The sequence below is a fragment of the Furfurilactobacillus sp. W61-4 genome (genome assembly GCF_057545565.1).
Genome location: NZ_BAAJNZ010000004.1, coordinates 25745 through 44374, shown reverse-complemented (window position 1 = coordinate 44374; position 18630 = coordinate 25745). Strand labels below are relative to the sequence as shown.

Annotated in this window: 15 protein-coding genes; 11 read left to right on the top strand and 4 right to left on the bottom strand. The window is 43.0% G+C overall.

Annotated elements, in window-relative coordinates; genetic code table 11:
• Positions 1 to 72 precede the first annotated feature (72 nt).
• The 5 genes from AC27FN_RS05925 (at position 73) to AC27FN_RS05905 (ending at position 3161) form a co-directional block, all read left to right on the top strand.
• A complete protein-coding gene (locus AC27FN_RS05925; protein ID WP_487167093.1) occupies positions 73 to 675 on the top strand; it encodes an XTP/dITP diphosphatase in 603 nt (200 codons plus the stop codon).
• A complete protein-coding gene (locus AC27FN_RS05920) occupies positions 675 to 1205 on the top strand; it encodes a metallophosphoesterase (protein WP_487167092.1) in 531 nt (176 codons plus the stop codon). The genes AC27FN_RS05925 and AC27FN_RS05920 overlap by 1 nt, the downstream gene beginning before the upstream one ends.
• Positions 1202 to 2053, top strand: a complete 852-nt coding sequence (locus tag AC27FN_RS05915; RefSeq protein ID WP_487167091.1) for an aldo/keto reductase — start codon at positions 1202 to 1204, stop codon at positions 2051 to 2053. The genes AC27FN_RS05920 and AC27FN_RS05915 overlap by 4 nt, the downstream gene beginning before the upstream one ends.
• 103 nt (positions 2054 to 2156) lie before the next feature.
• Positions 2157 to 2579: a DUF948 domain-containing protein gene (locus tag AC27FN_RS05910; RefSeq protein ID WP_487167090.1), complete on the top strand. Its 423-nt coding sequence runs from the start codon at positions 2157 to 2159 to the stop codon at positions 2577 to 2579.
• 48 nt (positions 2580 to 2627) lie between these two features.
• Positions 2628 to 3161 (top strand): hypothetical protein, encoded by a 534-nt coding sequence (locus AC27FN_RS05905; protein WP_487167089.1) that lies wholly within the window; start codon positions 2628 to 2630, stop codon positions 3159 to 3161.
• Between the two features lie 123 nt (positions 3162 to 3284).
• Here AC27FN_RS05905 and AC27FN_RS05900 read toward each other — a convergent pair whose 3' ends face one another.
• On the bottom strand, positions 3285 to 4391 hold the full coding sequence (locus tag AC27FN_RS05900; protein WP_487167088.1) for a M24 family metallopeptidase: 1107 nt from the start codon (positions 4389 to 4391) through the stop codon (positions 3285 to 3287).
• Positions 4392 to 4592: 201 nt separating this feature from the next.
• Between AC27FN_RS05900 and ccpA the strand changes: the two genes are divergently transcribed.
• On the top strand, positions 4593 to 5594 hold the full coding sequence (gene ccpA / locus AC27FN_RS05895) for a catabolite control protein A (protein WP_487167087.1): 1002 nt from the start codon (positions 4593 to 4595) through the stop codon (positions 5592 to 5594).
• Positions 5595 to 5680: 86 nt separating this feature from the next.
• Here ccpA and AC27FN_RS05890 read toward each other — a convergent pair whose 3' ends face one another.
• The gene (locus tag AC27FN_RS05890; protein ID WP_487167086.1) at positions 5681 to 6589 is read right to left on the bottom strand and encodes a LysR family transcriptional regulator; all 909 of its coding nucleotides are present in this window, start codon (positions 6587 to 6589) and stop codon (positions 5681 to 5683) included.
• 216 nt (positions 6590 to 6805) lie between these two features.
• On the opposite strand from AC27FN_RS05890, the gene AC27FN_RS05885 reads away from it, so the two are divergent.
• The 3 genes from AC27FN_RS05885 (at position 6806) to AC27FN_RS05875 (ending at position 10806) form a co-directional block, all read left to right on the top strand.
• Positions 6806 to 7396, top strand: coding sequence for a hypothetical protein (locus AC27FN_RS05885; protein ID WP_487167085.1), 591 nt, complete (start codon positions 6806 to 6808; stop codon positions 7394 to 7396).
• 163 nt (positions 7397 to 7559) lie between these two features.
• Complete coding sequence (locus AC27FN_RS05880) at positions 7560 to 10130, top strand: KxYKxGKxW signal peptide domain-containing protein (protein WP_487167084.1); 2571 nt, start codon at positions 7560 to 7562, stop codon at positions 10128 to 10130.
• Positions 10131 to 10374: 244 nt separating this feature from the next.
• A complete protein-coding gene (locus AC27FN_RS05875) occupies positions 10375 to 10806 on the top strand; it encodes a VOC family protein (protein ID WP_487167083.1) in 432 nt (143 codons plus the stop codon).
• 266 nt (positions 10807 to 11072) lie between these two features.
• Here AC27FN_RS05875 and AC27FN_RS05870 read toward each other — a convergent pair whose 3' ends face one another.
• Positions 11073 to 13346 (bottom strand): ATP-binding cassette domain-containing protein, encoded by a 2274-nt coding sequence (locus tag AC27FN_RS05870; protein WP_487167082.1) that lies wholly within the window; start codon positions 13344 to 13346, stop codon positions 11073 to 11075.
• Between the two features lie 863 nt (positions 13347 to 14209).
• Between AC27FN_RS05870 and AC27FN_RS05865 the strand changes: the two genes are divergently transcribed.
• Together AC27FN_RS05865 and AC27FN_RS05860 are read left to right on the top strand one after the other, a co-directional pair.
• Positions 14210 to 15712 (top strand): nicotinate phosphoribosyltransferase, encoded by a 1503-nt coding sequence (locus AC27FN_RS05865; RefSeq protein WP_487167081.1) that lies wholly within the window; start codon positions 14210 to 14212, stop codon positions 15710 to 15712.
• Between the two features lie 1466 nt (positions 15713 to 17178).
• Positions 17179 to 17385, top strand: coding sequence for a hypothetical protein (locus AC27FN_RS05860; RefSeq protein WP_487167080.1), 207 nt, complete (start codon positions 17179 to 17181; stop codon positions 17383 to 17385).
• Between the two features lie 462 nt (positions 17386 to 17847).
• On the opposite strand, the gene AC27FN_RS05855 is transcribed toward AC27FN_RS05860, so the two are convergent.
• On the bottom strand, positions 17848 to 18615 hold the full coding sequence (locus AC27FN_RS05855; protein ID WP_487167079.1) for a CPBP family glutamic-type intramembrane protease: 768 nt from the start codon (positions 18613 to 18615) through the stop codon (positions 17848 to 17850).
• Between the last annotated feature and the right edge of the window lie 15 nt (positions 18616 to 18630).

Genomic DNA, 18630 nt, shown 5'->3' with positions numbered 1-18630 from the left:
TTATTAATGTAACGAACATCATCTTAAGCGATGTTATCGATCACTATCACTCGTCAATTTTGGAGGTTAATCATGGCGGACACAATTGTAATTGCGACAGAAAATGCGGGTAAGGCAGCTGAGTACAAAGCTCGTCTAGAACCATTGGGGATTCAGGTTTTAACGTTGGCTGACTTTCCTGGAGTTACTGTACCACCGGAGGACGGGAGTTCATTTGCCGAAAACGCGCAAATTAAGGCGGACGCTTTAGCGAAGAGCGTGGAGATGGCCATTATTGCCGACGATTCTGGCTTACAAGTTGATACCTTAAATGGGGCACCGGGAATTCATTCTGCTCGTTATGCGGGCAACCACGATGATGCGGCCAATAATGAAAAGCTGCTAAAGGCGTTAGCTGATGTTCCTGATGATGAACGGACCGCCAATTTTCATACCACGATTGTGGCCGTCAAACCGAATGGCAAGCGCTTAGTTGTCAGTGGCGATGTTCGCGGCCGGATTCTGCGGGAAGCTCGTGGCAGTGATGGCTTTGGCTATGATCCGCTGTTCTACGTCCCATCCATGAAGAAGACGTTTGCCGAAATGTCGACAGCGGAAAAAAACGAAGTTAGTCATCGTGGTCAAGCAATGGCCGCACTCTTAGAACAATTTCCAACTTGGTGGGCGGAAGATTGATGAAATTACTAGTTGTTAGTGATAGCCATGGTGATCGAGCCATTCTTGAGCAACTGGTCGACCAATTTTCCGGTCAGATTGATGGTTGGTTTCACTGTGGCGATTCAGAACTACCTGCCGATGATCCACTATGGCAAATCTTTCATGTGGTTGGTGGGAATATGGATTTTGACCCACAATATCCTGAACAATTATTGATCCCAATGGCGCAGCAGCGGATCTTCTTGACGCACGGACATCGCTATCAAATTAAATTAGATCTCACCGCCTTAGCGCTGGCTGCCAAGCAAGAGCGAGCGACCATGGTCTTTTTCGGCCATTCGCATGAATTAGGATTAGCGCAAAATAATGGCGCGCTCTTTTTGAATCCAGGCAGCATCAGTCAGCCACGTGGTGAATTTGCCAAATTAGGCGGTACATTTGCAATTGTTTCCGTCAGCGGGCAACAGTGTCAGGTGGACTTTCATACGCGTGATGGTCAAATTGTATCTGAGTTAACGACAACCTTGACAATGGGGGACATAAAATGACGAAGAAAGTATTTGAATTTGATGATGACTTAGTGGTTAACCGATTGGGCTACGGAACCATGCAACTTCCCGGCAAGGGGGTCTGGGGTCCAAATCCAGATCCAAAGAATGCCGTCGCTGTTGTCGATGCGGTGCTAAACAGCGATGTGAATTTCATCGACACAGCGGATGCTTACGGGCCTTGGTTTGCTAACCTGTATTTAAAACAAGCGTTGCAGCATTACCAAGGTGCGCACAAGATGATTGCCACTAAGGTTGGTTTTACCAGACAAGGGCCCAATCAGTGGACGGTTCTGGGTGATCCTGCCTATTTGCGACAACAAGTAGAATTAAATCTCTTTTCTCTCGGGTTAGAGCAGTTAGACCTAGTCCAGCTACATCGCATTGACCCAGATTATCCACTGGCCGATCAGTTAGGCGTTCTAGCAGATTTGCAACATGAAGGGAAAATTAAGCACATTGGCCTCAGCCAAGTCAGTGTGGCTCAATTAGAGGCCGCTAGACAGATTGTTCCAATTGTATCCGTGCAGAATCGCTATAACTTGATTGATCGTAGTGATGAAGATGTGTTAGCGTATGCTCAGGAAAACCATTTGGCGTTCATTCCTTGGTTCCCATTAGCGACTGGTGAATTAGCTGAAGCTGGTGGCGTGTTAGCCAACATTGCGGCGATCCATCATGCAACGCCGGCTCAGATTTCATTAGCCTGGTTATTGCAACGCGCCGACGTCATTTTGCCAATCCCTGGCACCGCTAACGCTGCTCATTTCTTCAGCAATGCGGCTGCCGCAAATATTACGCTTAGCGAGGCAGAAATGACGGCATTGACCGACCTTTCTGCCGATTAATCACTTATTGAAAACGGTTTTTCCAGCGGCCATTTTTATGGTATGCTGGTGAAAAGTAACAAGTGACAGGCTTCATTAAATTAAATGTAGGTGGAGGCAAAATATGACAGGTGGACAAGTAGCTGGTTTAATTGCAGCGATCGCCTTTTTACTGTTGGTTTGTTTTATCGGTATCTTTCTAATGCGATTAACCAAAACATTTGGTGAAATTAACCGAAGCATGGTTGTGATTACCAGTGATGTGGACGTTTTATCGAAACAAGTTGAAGATATTATGGGCAACGCTAACGAGTTATTAGATGATGTGAATCATAAAGTAGCCACGATTGATCCAGTTTTCAAGGCCGCAGGGGATCTTGGTGAAAGTGTTTCAGATCTAAACCAAGCGACGCGTGATTTAACAGAACGGGTGACTAACTCTGGTCAGCGAGCGGGACGCTTTGGTTCGTTGGCAAGAACGGCAACGTCGGTTTACCACATGGTCGCTAAACATAATGCTAAACGGACAGATATCAACGAAAATTAGTTTTAGTGTAAAATCGACACTTTGATTCGATGAAAGCGGGGAACTCTTATGGCAAAAGGATTTTGGTTAGGTTTAGTGTTAGGTGGCGCTGCGGCATATGCCGGTTATCGATCATTGACGAGTGAACAACGGGAACATTTACGCGAAGAAGGGTTAGAACGTTATCAAGCCTTACGGGACCGCGCAGTTGACTACGCGTTTTATGCAGCCGATGCAGTGGATGATATGAAGGATTCGTTGCGAGATTATTCTGATTCAGCAACCGCCTCGGCACGTGATTTTGCGGACAATCTCGGTGATCATCGTGCGTCGTTTCGGGATCGGTTCGCTGCCGATCACGATGACTTTGATGCCGAAACTGAATCACTGCGCGCACAGCTAAACGCTGATGATGAAGATGGCGACGACGATGAGGACGATATTGTACTGACAGCTAGTGACTCAGTTGAATCGGCCGCAGACAGTAGCGCTGATGAAGATTCACACAGTGCAGCTACTTCCGCGACTGATGATCGTGCCACTTCGGCCACTGGCGATAACGATTCATCAGCGACGGAAAGCAGCTCCAGCGCGCAAGCTTAACGTGTCTGCTACTACAACTGTTGATTAATTGCTAATTGACGGTCGGGATTAGTTGTTGAATCGAGCCATACAAAAAGGAACTCACAAAGTGAGTTCCTTTTTGTATGGCTCGACAATCAAAGATTAACCGACATAAGTCAATTCTTTACTGGTATGGGTAAACGGTTCACAACCATCCGCTGTGATATGAACACAATCTTCGATTCGGACACCAGCGACATCCGGAATATAAATGCCTGGTTCAATTGAGAAGCACATTCCTTCGGTTAAGACGAGATCGTTACCCTCCATGATGCTTGGATATTCATGTTCGGATTGGCCCATCCCGTGTCCGAGACGGTGAATAAAGTATTCACCATAACCGGCGTGGTCAATAATATCGCGGGCGACTTTGTCAAGTTCGGCGGCGGTGATGCCTGGTTTAGCAGCGTCCATCGCAGCCAACTGAGCTTCTAAACAAACCTTATAAATGTCGGCTTGTTTTTCATTTAACGTGCCCAGTGCCACGGTCCGCGATGCATCGGAAATGTAGCCGTCGTGAACAGTACCGAGGTCAAATAAGACGAGCTCGTTATTTTCAATCTTACGATCGCTGGTTGCGCCATGTGGTTCAGCCGCGTGAGCGCCAGCTTGAATCAGCGTTTCAAAACTCATGTTCATGACGCCACGTTTCATCAATGCATATTGTAATTCAGCGGCCACCCGTTGTTCAGGAACACCAGCCGCGACAGCCTTGAACCCAATTTCGAAAGCGTAGTCCGCCTCCGCACCTGCTGCATTAAGTAACTCAATTTCGTGCGGTGTTTTAATCACCCGTAATGAAGCAATGAAGTCGGTGGCATCTGTATCAAACATGGCTGTTGGAAATTGTTCATGTAATTGATTAAAACGTTCAATGGTCAAATTGCCCATTTCGATTGACCACTTGGCGGTTTTAGTGGTTCGATGTTTGATTTGATCAGCGATCATGGCATAAGCATTTTCGTGATCTAAGTAACCATATACCCCAAATGGCCAACCAGTGTCTTTCACGGCTTCGACTTCTAGCGCTGGACAAAATAAGAAAGGATCTTGGTCAGGGAATACGACTAAGGCCAATACTCGTTCAATGGGGTCTGACCCAAAACTAGTTAAGTACTGAATCGTCTGAAAGTTGCTAAAGTATGCGACGTCAACGCCTTGATCGTTGGCCCATTGGCGTACGCGGTTAAGCTGTGTATAATCTGCCATTATGCGCTCCTTAATAATAAGATTTTCGATAAACAAATTTAGTATAGCACAACAGGTGTGGCTTCTTGCAGAAGACCGGGGTTTGCTTTATATTTAAAGAAAGCGGTTACAAAATTGCTTTCATAGGCGTATTTTGTTATATTTGAGTGGCTGTGAAAACGAATGAAAACAAATTAAATCAATGATGAAAGGGTATAACATATGGATAAACAAACCGTTACAATTTATGACGTCGCTCGTGAAGCGGCCGTTTCTATGGCGACCGTTTCGCGTGTCGTTAATGGAAATCCCAACGTGAAACCTGCTACCCGGCAAAAGGTGCTCGATGTGATCGACCAGCTCGATTATCGACCAAATGCGGTGGCCCGAGGATTAGCATCGAAGAAAACAACAACCATCGGCGTTGTGATTCCAGATTTAACTAACTCCTATTTTTCTGAATTAGCCCGAGGAATTGATGATGTGGCGCTGATGTATAAGTACAACATTATTTTAGCTTCCTCAGATGAAAACCATGATAAAGAACTGCAGGTCGTTGATAACTTAACGGCTAAGCAAGTTGATGGCATCATTTTCATGGGTAATCAAATTAGTGATGAATTACGTGAAAGTCTTGATCGAGCACATGCACCGATTGTATTAGCCGGATCTGTCGATGAACAACGACAGTTACCATCGGTGAATATTGATTATGTTGCCGCTGTGACCGATGCGATGAATCGATTAATTCAACGTGGGAACAAACGCATTGCATTTGTAACGGGATCAATGGAAGAAAGCATCAATCATGATTACCGCTTGAAGGGGTATCAGCAGGCTTTGAGTAGTGCGCGGTTAAACTATGATGCGGGGCTCGTCTTCCAGACCGATTATTCGTATCGTGCTGGTTATGCACTGGCACAAGCATTACAGGATGTGAAAGCGACCGCGGCCTATGTTGGTGATGACGAATTAGCCGCCGGTGTCTTAAATGGTTTAACTGATGCAGGGGTTAAGGTACCAGAGGACTTTGAAGTCATCACCAGTAATGACACACGGTTCACAGAAATTACCCGTCCGCGGATGAGTTCAATTACGCAGCCGCTTTATGACATCGGTGCCGTATCGATGCGCCTGTTGACGAAACTCATGAATAATGAAGAAATTGGCGAACGGACCGTGGTCTTACCTTATGGCCTAAAGAAACGCCAATCGACTAAATAGATAAGGCGCGGCAAATAAGCATGTAAAGAAACGATGTCCTTTAATTTTGATTAGGGGACATCGTTTTTTTCTCTAATAAAAATAGATTAAATATCGAACAGTTCCTTTGCTGAGGATTGGATCGCAGGTAGGAGTGGTTTGGTTCGCTCCATCGCCCTAGGTAAGCAAGAAATCCCAACTTGGAAAGAAAGCTCTTTGAGAGGAATGGGTAGTGTGATGGCATCGATATGCTTGAACTGATGTTTGATGAGGATGTCTGGCGCAACCGTTACGCCAACTCCGTTAACTGCTAAGTTAATCGCGCTTTCAAAAGTTGGTAATTTAATTGCATCTGACATGTGGGTGCCATGTTTGGTTAACCAAGCCATAATTAAACCATTGCTGAATGATTGGTCTGCAGTTGAAATGAGCCGCAGTCCATCTAAGTGGCTGAACTCTAATTGAGATAAGTCTGATGGTTGATCAGAAGCACGAATTGGTGCCGGCATGATGAGTGTTGCGGGCTGGTTGGTAATTAAGGTAAATTGTGCTTCGCTATTCGACAAAGGGGAACCAAGCAAGGCATCGATATTACCGTTGAGCAAACTATTTTCAGCCGCCTTACCGGCTAAAGCAGTCACACTAATGTGCAAGTCGGGATTTTGCCTAATTAAGTCTTGAACGATCAAGCTGAGCCAATGATGTGTGATCGACGGATCAACTGCGAGCTTTAATTGGTGGCTTTGTGCCTGCTGGTGAGCAAAGTGGCTCATTTCAGAATCCATTTCTTGGGCCAATTGTTGCGATCTTTGTAGGTAGTTTAACAAGCGAGTGCCTGCCAAAGTAAGGGTGATTGGTCGATTTTTATGATTAATCAATTGAACGTGGAAGCGATCTTCGGCTTGGCGAATAATGCGACTCACGTAAGGTTGTGTAACAAATAGTTTTCTAGCTGCACTTGAGATGCTGCCTGCCTCCTCAATTGCTTGAAGAAATGTTAGTAAAGTGTTATCCATGGCACTTGCTCCTTGCTGGAAAGAGTTAGTTGTATGCCATAAGTTTAGAACACTCTCAAAGCAGAAAGTACAAAACTCTTATGCTATAATAATTATTTACGTATAACTAAACAGTTATAAAAGGAGTATTGTTTGATTCTACAAGCAAGCTGTAAGATGTAAACTAATCAAAATCATGATTAAAAATTTATTGATATTGTCATGTGGGGGAGCTATATGTCACAAGCAGAAGAGACTTTTTTTAAGACCATGTCACCGGTTGACAAACGATTATTTGCCGATGGGGCTAGCCTAGAGGAGGCCGTTACTAGCCGGCTTGATCGCCATCTTCAGCAAGTTCTGCAAGAGCCCAAAATGATGAAAGCCTTTCGCGCTGATTTAGTGATGGGGTTAACGATTTTTGATGAACATCATCAAATTGACCAAGCAATTGGGTGTGCGGCCAGGATTCAGTTTATTGATAGCTGTGGAGTTGTTTTAGAAGCACTTGAACGAGGGGAACATGCTTTTTATCTACCGAACCATTACGTGATCTTGGATTTAGGCTTTGAGTATATCCAGAAACATCAAGATCTGGATCAAGAGATGTTGACTTACCTTTTGATGCAAAGTTATGTTGCAATTCGGCCAGTTTTGTCTTACGTGTATGAAGATCTAGACGGTTTTTTAAGCATGTTAAAGGTGTATTCAAGGAATCTTGAACGAAAAGAACCACGTTCTAAACTACATGTTCTGACAGATTACTTTCCGATGCGTAAAAATTGGGACATAGATTTTCTACAACAGCAGGGCTACATGCTGATCTAATTATAACGTCAGTCTTATATTATTATGGAAACCTTTGCAAATCCCATTGGTTATGAAATAGAAATATCGTAAACTTACGGTAGTTGTTATTAAGATATTCTTACGATTCAATAATCGCGAGTCTGTCTTAAATTTCTTTTTTTACTTTTGGAGGTAGGAAAATATGTCACGAGATACAAAGAAACGTTTCAAGATGGTCAAGGCTGGTAAACAATGGTTGATCGTGCCGATCACTTTCTTGTCGTTAGGTGCATTTGCCGGTGGTGTTCATGCCGATAGTAGCAATGAACAAGGCGCTGCTGGTCAAACAAGCACTGAAGTTGTTAATCAGATGAAGAATAACCAGCCTGGTACAGCGACTCAGCCAGCACCTGGCGTTCAAGCCGGACAATCCGCTCAGGATCAAAATGCGACTAACATTGCTAATGGTCAAGGTAATGCTGGTACACCTTCAGCATCTACGATTGCTGATCAATCAGCTAAGGACCAAAGCAATACGAACATGGCTAAGGGCCAAGGGTCTGCTAGTCAAGGCAACGTTGCTGAAAGTGATAGCAATCAAACTGTTAATCAGGCTGTCATTGCAGCTAAAGCGGCATTAGCACAAGCTCAACAGGGAGCTACTACATTAAAAGCTAACGCCTTGACAAGCTACAAAGCATCTATGGCGCCATATCTAGCAGCGGTCAACACTGCTATGCAACAGTTAATGGCAGATACATCAGCTAATGACGCACAAACTATTGCTAAGGATAAGGCAGCGCTTGATACAGCTACACAGACTGCCAACACGCAATCTGCTAATTTCCAAAAATTACTTAACGCTAATAACGCCACAGCTGATCAGGGTGTGGCTGATGCACAAACAACCTTGACGAACGCTTCCAATGACGTCCAAGGTGCTGCAGATGGTCAAGCGGCTGGAATTGACGCTGTTTTAAACGGCAACCAATTAGGCAGCAACGTATTGGCTGGTAAATCAGACAAGTTTGTCTTAGCTTACAATGAAGCCGTTGCCGGCGCCAATGCAGGTGTACAGGCTGCTAAGACAAATACTGCTGCTTCAGATGCAACAATTATGGCTGGTGGTCCTGCATTCAAGCCTGCTTATCAAGCAGCCTTAGAAAAGACTTACGCTGATATGGGTAAGGCTGACGGCACTTTGGCCGCTGAAAAGGGTGTTTCACCATTAACTACTCAGGAGTTGGCAACTAAAGCACCATCTTATCGGACTGCTTACCAAGATGCTTTCCGTCAAACGAGTACAGCCATTTTGGCACAAACTGCTGAAGGAATTCAACAAGCCTCTAACGATATCACTGCTGGAATCGCACCAATGACCGATGCCCAGTTAGCTGCTAAGACACCTGGTTTCCGTGATGGATACAATAAGATCATGAAGCCACACTTGGCTGAAGTAGCTCAGGCTGATCAACTTGCATCAAAGGGCCAAGGACAAGCAACACAAAGTAGTCAAGCTACGATTGATCGCGACGCAGCAACTGATGAAGCTACTAGTGATGCGTTAAATAACACTCACCTTGGTGGAGATGTCCTTTCAGGTAAGAGTGAAGCCTTTGTTAGTGCTTACAACGATGCTTACAAAGGTGCTCAAGATGGCATTGCTGCCGCTGAAGCAAACAAAGTTCTGTCAGAAGCAGAATTAGCTGCTAAAACGCCTGCATACCGGACAGCTTACAAGACTGCTTTTGCCAAAACTAGTTCAAATATCTTAGCATCTAGTGCTAAGGGTATTGATCAAGCAACGAAAGATTTTGCTGCTGGTAAACAAGCAAGCGAACAAGAGTTAGCTACTCAAGACCCAGCTTATCGCGCTGCTTACAACAAGCAGTATGGTAAGTTGACTGCTGAAAAGTTAGCAAATGCTGGCCAAGGCCAAGCAACGCAAAACAGCCAAGCTACGATTGATCGCGATGCAGCAACTGACGAAGCTACGTCTGATGCATTGAACCACACGCACCTTGGCAGTGATATTCTTTCAGGCAAGAGTGAAGCGTTCGTCAATGCATATAATGATGCTTACAAAGGCGCTACTGATGGGATTCTTGCTGCTGAAAAGAACCAAGTTTTATCTGAACAAGAGTTGGCAAGTAAGAGTCCTGCATACCGCACCGCTTACAAGAATGCATTCACTAAGACTAGTCAAAACATCTTGAAGTCAACTGCTGCAGGTATCGATCAAGCTACTAAAGACTTCGCTGCTGGTAAACAAATGAGCGAACAAGAATTAGCTGCTCAAGACCCAGCCTTCCGTGATGCTTACAACAAGCAATACGGCCATTTGACTGCTGAAAAGTTGGCTGAAGCTGGTCAGGGTAAGGCAACTGAACCTGATCAATCACAACTTGATGCTGACCGTCAAAAAGCTAAAGATGATGCTGCTAAGGGTAATGGCGGGGATACCAACAAACCTAGTGACAACAATGAGAGCAAGGGTGAAGGCGACGGTTCGACGACTGATACCAAGGGTAGTGAAGCGGCTGGTAACAAGGCCACAAATGGGTCTGAAGTTGCTGGTCAAAATGGTGCCAAAGTAATGCCAACTGCTGTCGCAGGTAGCAAGACGGAAGCTAAGTCAGCTACTGCTAACAAGGCCGCTGCATTACCTGCAACTGCTGCTGACGAAAACGCCGGCGCTGTTCTTGGATTGACTTTGATTGCTACTTTGGGTGCAGGTTTACTGAGCTTCGGTCTTAAGCGCAAACACGCTTAATCAAGCGATGTAGTTGTGGTGATTAACTTCCAAAAGTAAACGATCTCCGTTTGCTCAGGTAGATTGAGCATCTCAAAGCATACACAAAAATTTTTAAAAGATTGTGTCTCAAATGGGGCACGATCTTTTTTGTGCTTAAAATGAATTATTGGCAAGGGACAATCTTTGCACATCACGCCAAAATTTGGCATGCTGTTGTCAGCGCGAGCCAAAAATCAAGGTTCAATAAAGGAGTTAGCTACCGATGGAGATTTATTTAAATTTTGAAGATCAGGCAGCCGAAGCCATGGCCTTTTATGGGACTGTCTTCAAGACGAAACCAAGTGATGTGATGCATTTTAGTGACATGCCAGATGATCCCAATCATCCGGTACCTGAGGCGGTAAAATCTTTAATTATGAATGCAAGTATGAAGTTAAACGGGACCCGGGTCATGTTTTCCGATGCACCTGTTGGCCTAGCCCCAAAGCTGGTCAAGGGTAATAATATTTCGCTAGTTATCCAGGCCAAGACTGAAGCAGAAGCCCAAGAATTATACGACGGACTGTCTGCAGATGGTGAGATCAAGATGGCATTAGCACCGCAATTTTGGGCAAAGCTGTATGCTAATTTTACGGATAAATTTGGGATTGAATGGCAAATTAATTACGGACAACGCGTCGACGAGATCGATTAAAAAATGAGTGGTTGTTACGAGAAACTTTGCCAACAGAACTGCATGGTATGCAGTTAAAAGCTTAGCAAAGGGAGGGTGTGTTGATACTGCTGATTGGAACCTGTTTTAGTTTCAAATGAACTATTTTTATATTGGTAAGCGATCAGGCCGAGACAAAATTTTGATTTTGTCTCGGCCTGACTAATTATCTAACCATATTCATCACAGATGATAAAACAAAAACTTTCATATTTTAGATTATCCGGTTAAAAAGTTTGATTGAAGTTTCATTGTTGACGTGAGTTTAATAATTCTCTCAGAGCGACGCCGGTCCTTGAATCGTCGTGGTTTACGGCATCTTTTGGCCGACCACTAAACATCAACTGTCCTCCATACCGGCCTGCATCAGGCCCAATATCAATGAGCCAATCAGCCTGACTGATAACAGCCAGGTTATGTTCAATGAGAATTAAAGAATTACCTTGATCGACTAACTGATTGAACAACCTCATCAAACGATCGGTGTCTTTCAAATGGAGACCGGCTGTGGGCTCATCTAGTAAATAGATCTCACCAGAATGACTGAGTTCTAATGCCAACTTGAGTCGTTGCCGTTCGCCGCCTGACAAGGTGGTGAGGGGCTGGTCCAATGTGAGGTAACCAAGACCCACTTGATCTAAATGGCCTAACTTTTCTGCAATCTTGGGTTGATCAGAGAAAAAAGCCAGTGCATCTGTCACTGTCATCGCTAGAACATCAGCGATGGTTTGCTGGTGATACTGGTAGTTTAGTGCTTCTTTATTATAGCGTTTGCCGCCACACAGTTCACAGACTTGAATTACCGGATCCATGAATGCCATGTTGGTGATCGTCACGCCTTTGCCATGACAACGTGGGCAGCCCCCTTTACCGTTATAACTGAATAGTTGTGTTGATACGTTATTGTTTTTAGCAAACAATTTTCTGACCGAATCCAGAATTTCTAAGTACGTGATCGGTGTTGACCGAATTGTAATGCCAACCGGGTCTTGACTTAAATCGACATAGTCATCTGTCAGTTGTTGTTTGAGCGCTGATACTAGGGAGCTCTTTCCAGACCCTGCAACTCCAGAGATCACCGTGAGGACGCCCAATGGGATGTCGACTGAAACGTTTTTTAAATTGTGTATCGAAATGTCACGTAACGCTAAGGAACCCGTCATTGGCCGATTTTTGCCAAACAAAATAGGGCGCCGTAGCCAGTCAGCGGTAAGTGTTTTTGATTTTAAAAGTTCAGGGTAGCTACCGGTAAAAGTCACTTTTCCACCAGCTTGCCCCGCTTGCGGCCCAATTTCAACTACGTAATCAGCGAAGTCGATCATACTAGGATTATGCTCCACGATCAAAATAGTGTTGCCTTTTTCTTTAAGCCTTGTCAGCGCACGTTTAATTAGTTGAATATCGTGGGGATGCAAACCTACGCTAGGTTCATCCAGTATATAAACCATATCGGATAGCGCGCTGGTCAAGAATTTAGCGATCTTAATTCGTTGGGCCTCGCCACCTGAAAGTGTATTTGTACTCCGATTTAAGGTGAGATAGCCTAACCCGATATCGATCAAGGACTGGATCTTTGTCTTTAATTCTCGAATGACATCAGTGGCAAGGGGCACCTTGATTGCGTTCAGAAAACGTATAACATGGATTAAATCAAGTTCGCTGACCTCTGCAATATTCATATCGTTAATATGATTAGTAAGTACTTTTGGGTTTAACCGTGCTCCATGACAAACAGGGCAAGGTTGCCGGGTGACAATGGCAGCAATCGCGGCTTGATGATGTTTGGCTTCAGCTTTACCCAAGATTGAGCGGCGAATCCGTGGAACTAAACCTTCATAAAGGGCAGATTTGTACCAATTGGCTGGCGGATTCTGTAACTTTTGCTGTGGTGCGTGCATGAGCAGCTCGAATTCCTTAGACGTATAGTCTTTCAATGGTTTGTCGTTGTCGAATAATCCTGTATTGACGTACCGTTTCCAGCGCCACGTATTGACGCCAAAGCTTACAAACGTCAGTGCACCTTGGTTCAATGATTTCTCTGGATCAATCAGTTTTGATTCGTCGATGTCGTCCACATAACCTAGTCCCTGACAGTGCGGACACATCCCTTGAGGGAGATTGAATGAAAAAGAGTCCGAATAACCAACAAAAGGTTTTCCAATTCGTGAAAAAAGCAGTCGGAGCAATGAATAAGCGCCTGTATAAGTTGCCAGCGTTGAGCGTGCATTTTTTCCAATTCGTTGTTGTTCAATTACAATGGCAACAGGTAGATGGTCAATGCTATCGACGTGAGGTTGACCGAATTTGGGCAAGTACTGTTGCGTAAAACTGGGAAATGTTTCATTGAGTTCCCGTCTTGAGGCGGCAGCGATGGTATCAAAAACCAATGAAGATTTACCAGAGCCAGATAAACCCACGAATACGGTGGTTTGGTATTTTGGAATCTTCAAACTTACGTGCTTTAAATTATTTTGCGTGGCGTCGGTCACGTCAATCGATCCCCGGGCAAATAAATCCTTCATTTGTCGATCCCTCCTTTACATCTTTTTTCAGCATAGCACGAAGAAAATTTTTCCGGAAGTTTTTGGGCTAAATCAAAGCAATGAAGAAGGACCTGCTGTTGACAGTCTTCGTTTACTTTAAAACTTAAATGAATGACCATAAATTCAGATTCGTGGATGTCGAAAAAATAAAGGGGCTGGGATTAGACTTCTTATAAACATTGGCATTCTATTTAGCATGTTTATTTTTAGATTTGGATATAGTTAGTTTAAATAAGATAAATTAAAAGTACCCGTGGCGGGAGAGTGACTAATAAAAGTCAGATGTATCGGAAAGATAATGTGTGGAAAAAAGTTTAATTACTTTTTAAATGGAGATAGATATCCAACATAATAATTCGCTCTGCAGCGATTACGTACAAGATTTTGAATGTATTCTGAGATTAGAGCAATGCTTACCATCTGGATGATTGGGTAAATTAAACAATAGCTATTGATAATAGATGAGAATCCTTAGTAATGCAGCCATTTCGAATACAGGGGTAGTTAATGATGGGGTGGCGTATTGTTGTAGTAGGCATTTAGAAAATAGAGCTAGTTTAAAAATGAACAATTTAGGAAGACCTAGGAGGTTAACCTGGGTTTTACTTGTCATAGTATTTGTATACACTCTGAGATTGTTGAAAAAAGTGATTTGTTAGGCAATTTTGACTGCCCATCATCTTTATTTGTGATATGGATTTCATCTGTTTGTTTAACGAAATGCTGATGATAATCATGCGAAAAAAATTATAAATATTTCTGGAACAAATCACTCAAATAAGTGGGGCTATGATAGAATGTTGGCGCCAAATAAAATTCAATCGGGAAGGATCGTGATTCTGATGGCAACACGTTACCTTGATGATAGTTTGACGCTTCACACTGATACTTATGAGATTAGTATGTTACAGACGTATTTTGAGGAAGGGGTGGCTGATCGGCACGCTGTCTTTGAACTGTACTTTCGTGATTTACCTTTTCACAATGGCTACGCGGTGTTTGCAGGTGTAGAACGTTTGATCGGTTACATTAACCAACTTCGTTTTAGTGAAGCAGATCTTGAGTATCTAGCGAGTTTAAATCAGTATTCAGTCGGGTTTTTAGAATATTTACGTAACTTCCGGTTTACTGGAACCATACGTGCTGCCCGCGAAGGCGACCTGGTTTTTAATAATGAACCTGTCGTTCAAGTTGAAGGTACGCTTGCGGACTGTCAACTAGTTGAAACTGCGTTGCTCAACATTGTTAACTATCAAACACTGGTCGCGACGAAAGCGGCACGAATTCGCTCCGCCGCTGGCAGTGATGGCATAATGGAATCCGGTAGCAGACGTGCGCAAGAAATGGACGCAGCTATTTGGGGAACGCGCGCTGCGTATATCGGTGGCTTTGATTCAACGAGTAATATGCGAGCTGGAAAAATTTTCGGTATTCCTGTGAGTGGCACGCATGCTCATAGTTTGGTACAAACGTATCGGAATGATTACGATGCCTTTTTGGCCTATGCGCGTTCCCATAAGGATTGCATTTTTTTAGTTGATACGTATGATACGCTCCGATCAGGAGTTCCAAGCGCAATTCGCGTTGCTCGTGAAATGGGCAACCAAATTAACTTTTTGGGTGTGCGGATTGATTCAGGAGATATGGCGTATATCTCTAAGCAAGTCCGGAAACAATTAGATGAAGCTGGTTTCCCAAATGCGAAGGTTTACGCTTCTAATGACCTTGATGAACAGACAATTACTAACTTAAAGATGCAACACGCAAAAATCGATGTCTGGGGCGTGGGGACAAAATTGATCACGGCATATGATCAACCCGCTTTAGGTGTTGTATACAAATTAGTTTCGATCGAAGATGAACGAGGTAAGATGGTAGACACCATTAAATTGTCAAGCAACGCCGAAAAAGTAACCACCCCTGGGAAAAAGCAAATTTGGCGGATTACTAAGCGAGTTGATGGAAAATCGGAAGGTGATTACGTGGCTTTAGCGGATGAACGACCTGACCAAGTCGATAAGTTGCACATGTTTCATCCAACCTATACCTATATTAATAAAAATGTATCCGATTTTAACGCTCGTCCCGTCTTGATTGATATATTTAATCAGGGACAGCAGGTTTATGAAATACCTACGTTGATGGAGATAAAAAAATTTGCAGCTGAACAATTAGGCTCGTTATGGAGTGAATATAAACGAGTTTTAAATCCGCAAATTTATCCAGTGGATTTATCACAGAGGTTGTGGGATCACAAACACCATGTCATTGATGAAGTGCATGCTTATGTAAGCTCCTTGAGGTTCAATGATCAGGACATTTCATCTAACAAAACTGTCCAGTGAATTCGTTAACTAAGATGGCCGCATTTTGAATATGACCATTTAGTTAAGGTTGGCAAGCTAAACCGGCGCTTATCTTTGCACAAACCGTGTTTCATTCGTATCACGAGTAGGCAAACAAGAGTAATCTATCTATCTTGGTTGTGGCAACCTTGGCAGTGCATCGTGATATGTCAGTTATACAAGGTCATTATCTTTCGAATGAAGACGAGTACGTTCTAGTATGTTTCAAAAACTACGTGAGGCAATTGAAGTCACGTGCCACTGGCGATACAGATGGTAAGGTTATTTTGCCCAAAATAATAATTATTTTAATAAGAAGTGGCCTAAATATGTCAGGACACAGTAAATGGATTCCTGAGGCAAATTTGCTCCATTAAAAATCGCGAAAAGTGCTGCTACCATTGACTTGGTGGCAGCTTTTTATTTTTACCCAAAAAAGTGAAATATAAGGACTTTTCCCTGCTTTTGGCAAAAGAGAGATCAAAATGAGCACGCAGTTTTGTAGGGCAAGGTTTTTGGGACACTAAGACAGTTGATTGTGTGAAACATCGTTATGTGGCAAAGCAGAGATCAAAACGAGACCAACTGCCTGAGCTAGCTGGTTATGAATGCTTTGAAAGATAGTTGGATATTCTATGACGAAGTAAGCCATTTTTAGGCCACTGATTAACCGGTGGTATAGCTACTTCGTAAGGTTAAGAAGAAAAAAGTAGGCATGTTTTGAAGCAAAGTGCTTGTGGCTGTTGGACTAAGGTGCCATCGCAAAATCGGGTTTTCACGCGTCCACACAGAGTATCTATATGAGTAATATATATTTATACCAATCCTCGAGTCAAATCGGACACACGGCCTCAAGATCCCCAAGGAACTCGCAATAGGGATGAGTAGAGAGGGTAAACCGAGGGAGAAATCGAAAATTTGGCCGCTTATTCGGTGTACTAATTCATTAAGAAGAAGTGATTTTTTGATTTTTGAGAACCTAGATTAGAGGAAAATTCTTAAAAACGTCTGTATTCCTGAACTGAAATTTTGCGGCTAAACTCGTAAAAACGTCTGCATTGTTGACCTAAAATTCAAATGAATTATGGTCAAACTTTAGAACGGATTACTGATTAACCGCTGGCCAATGAGAAGCATAATGAAGAGTGGATTAACGGTTGCATATAGTAGTCAAAACGCTTGACCTCGCTAGTATTCAAAAATTTTGGTCAAAGAAAGAGATAACTTTCATGCGCAACTGACTTGAACAGATCGTACACTAGTTTCAGTTAAGAAATGCTTGAAAGCTAAAACTGTTGTTGCTGTTGTTCAAAATCAAAGCCAAAACTCTGTATTGATTCAAAGCAAACAGCAATCCATTGAATAGAGATAGTAGTTAGCTAACCTTGATTAAGGTGAGTTGAAAATAAGGACTTGTTATAGCGGGAACGTATGTTCTATAATCTTCTTTGAAAGAAGGCTGAATTATGAGCATTACAGATCAAAGATGGCAAGTGCAATTGATGAACATACCCCATGGCACAAGATTCCATTTAATGGACCTACCAATTTATCCGGTGTTTAAGGATGATCCACGAAAGTTGGTTGAATTTCAACGGGAGTTCGAAGATTGGATCAAATCCACTAACGAACAATTTGTGAGCCGTGGTGCTAGTGATTATCTAAAGGTTTAATCATGAAGACTGATTCTCAGATCATTACTGAGCGGATCGATAAGCTCTTTAAACGGGCACCCAGAACTATATATAAGATTGAGTGTGTGAATGATCGATTCGATCGAACCTATAATTTTTTCTTTGAGGTTCATCCTAAAGGAAAGAGACCACATTCCACGCCACTACATACCATAGAACGTTATGAGCTTGCTTATTTAGAACAAGTAATTAAGCAGATTAGACAGAAGACTCAATTGACCATTTATTATGCCGGCTTTATGGGCAAACACTGGCCATATGCTCAGACTCCGATCCAGAAGAGGCCGATCGCCAATGAATATAAGTTGGCGGAGAATCAGCATGGTTAAGATTAATGTGAAGCCGTTGAATTGAAATGGGAGGTTTACTCCAACCTACGTAAATAAAAACGCTACTTTATGGATCAAAGTAGCGTTTTTTTAATGCTTGAAAATGCTTGGATTAATGTGGATACAACATAAATGCGCTCGTTAGTGTTGCCACCAAAAAGCCGGATGTATCAAACAGATAATGCATGGCAAAAGAGGCCCAAATGCTCTTTGAATGAAGATAAGCACCTGTCATAAGAATTCTTTCGACACCAATTACAAATAACATTTGTGGTAGATTCCAATCGTAAACGGCAAAATGAGCCAAACCAAAGACAAACATGGAAACAATGAGTGATCCCCAAATGGCGGTGTTTCGATTGAGCTTAAATTGTTGCATCAAGATGGCGGTCATCGCCAGGAAAATAAATATCCCGAAAAATTCTTCCATCATCAATTGGAAAAGGCTGTTGAAGGCTTGGCTAAAAAAGATCGCCCATCTGTGTGACCCGCTTAACACGGTAGTATTGGAATTTGCGATGAATTTAACACCAAGCAACGAAAGTATTACTTGTGAAACACCTGCATAGATATACTGGAAGATAAGTAGGGCTGCTGTATATAGCCATTCTTTAAAAGTCACATGGTGGAACAGGTCCGAAAGTGGTCTGCCGGTTATTAGTCGGTAACCAATTATAAATAAGCATACTGGCGTTAACGATAGGATTAAGAAAGCGATCCACGCATGAATACGCGGGATTTTTTCAGAGGCCATAATAGCGCCTACAATCAGAACGATTGAATAAATGAATAACAGCCAGAGACGATTGTTTTTAATATGGTCATCTACAAGTGGTAAAGGTCGAGTATCGCCACGACGTTCAAAAAAATTATTTTTCATTTGTATATCCCCCAA